This is a genomic window from Streptomyces sp. NPDC001156 (genome assembly GCF_053598275.1).
In genome coordinates this window covers 1-1,119 of sequence record NZ_JBSFJX010000568.1, presented here as the reverse complement: position 1 = coordinate 1,119, position 1,119 = coordinate 1, and the positions used below count along the sequence as shown (strand labels likewise).

Genomic DNA, 1,119 nt, shown 5'->3' with positions numbered 1-1,119 from the left:
AAGCGCACCACGGTCCCGGACCGGCTCGCACCACCCGCCCCCGATCTCGTTCAACGCGACTTCCATGCTGGGAAGTTGAACGAGAAGTGGTGCGGCGACATCACGTATGTGCAGGTCGGCGGCGCGTGGCTGTATCTCGCGTGCGTCCTGGACATCTGCTCACGTCGGGTGCTCTGCTGGTCAATGGCTACCCATATGCGCACTGAACTGGTCACCGACGCCCTCAAGATGGCCGTAGCCAGCCGCGGTGGCAGCGTGGATGGGGTCATCTTTCATGCGGACCGCGGCTCGCCGTACACCGCTGCCGCGTTCGCGCAGGTCTGCGACGGCTTCAGGATACGCAGGAGCATGGGCCGGGTCGGCTTGAGTTACGACAATGCCCTCGCCGAGAGTTTCTGGCAGGGACTCAAGAGGGAGACGATGCACCAGAGGCTGTTCTCGACGGTGCGGCAGGCGAGGTTGGAGATTTTCCAGTGGCTGACGTACTACAACGTCCGCAGGCGTCACAGCGCCCTCAACTACCTCTCGCCTGTGGAGTTCGAACAGCAGCATCTGCGAGCAGATAAGCTATCGATCGCGGCATGAGCCCCTGTGTCCACACTCCGGGGGACGCCTCACGGGTCCGTGTCCGTCCAGGCTCGCCACCACCGGTTGAGGGTGACGCTGCCGCCCCGCGCGCGGAGTTCGATGGTCCCTTGCGCAGCCTCGTGGCGGCGATCACCGGGGCGGCCAGGGTGTGGAAACGACGCCGCGCAGTGCGTTCAGACCCTTGACCTTGCTGTATCCGTAACCGACGCCCTGCTTGGCATAGCCGTAGGTGTGGCGGATGGTGTCATCGAGGTACACGTAGGCGACCTGGTCCGCGCCGGGCAGCAGCGGCGTGTGAGGGGCCAGTTCGGGAAGGAACCGGCGGGCCTCGGCATGCAGTTGCTTCAGAGGCCCGTGCGGGAAAGATCGCAGAAACGAGCCCAGGGTGGACGGGGCCCGCACCCCGCAAGTCAGCTGCCATCGCGGAACCACGTCACTAGTGTCCTGCGCCGGGAATTCGATCAAGATATGTCGCGAGGCGTTGGAGGATCTCGTCGGCGTCCTTGGTCCAGATGAACGGCTTCGGGTCGT

2 protein-coding genes are annotated in these 1,119 nt (G+C 64.7%); one reads left to right on the top strand and one right to left on the bottom strand.

What is annotated here, in order from left to right:
* On the top strand, window positions 1–585 hold a 585-nt coding region (locus tag ACWDA7_RS53170; protein ID WP_450615463.1), incomplete at its 5' end, for an IS3 family transposase.
* A 132-nt stretch (window positions 586–717) separates the two neighbouring features.
* Here ACWDA7_RS53170 and ACWDA7_RS53165 read toward each other — a convergent pair.
* Window positions 718–1,020 carry a hypothetical protein gene (locus ACWDA7_RS53165; protein WP_450615461.1) on the bottom strand — a complete coding sequence of 101 codons (303 nt, stop codon included), beginning with the start codon at window positions 1,018–1,020 and terminating at the stop codon, window positions 718–720.
* Window positions 1,021–1,119: the final 99 nt, after the last annotated feature.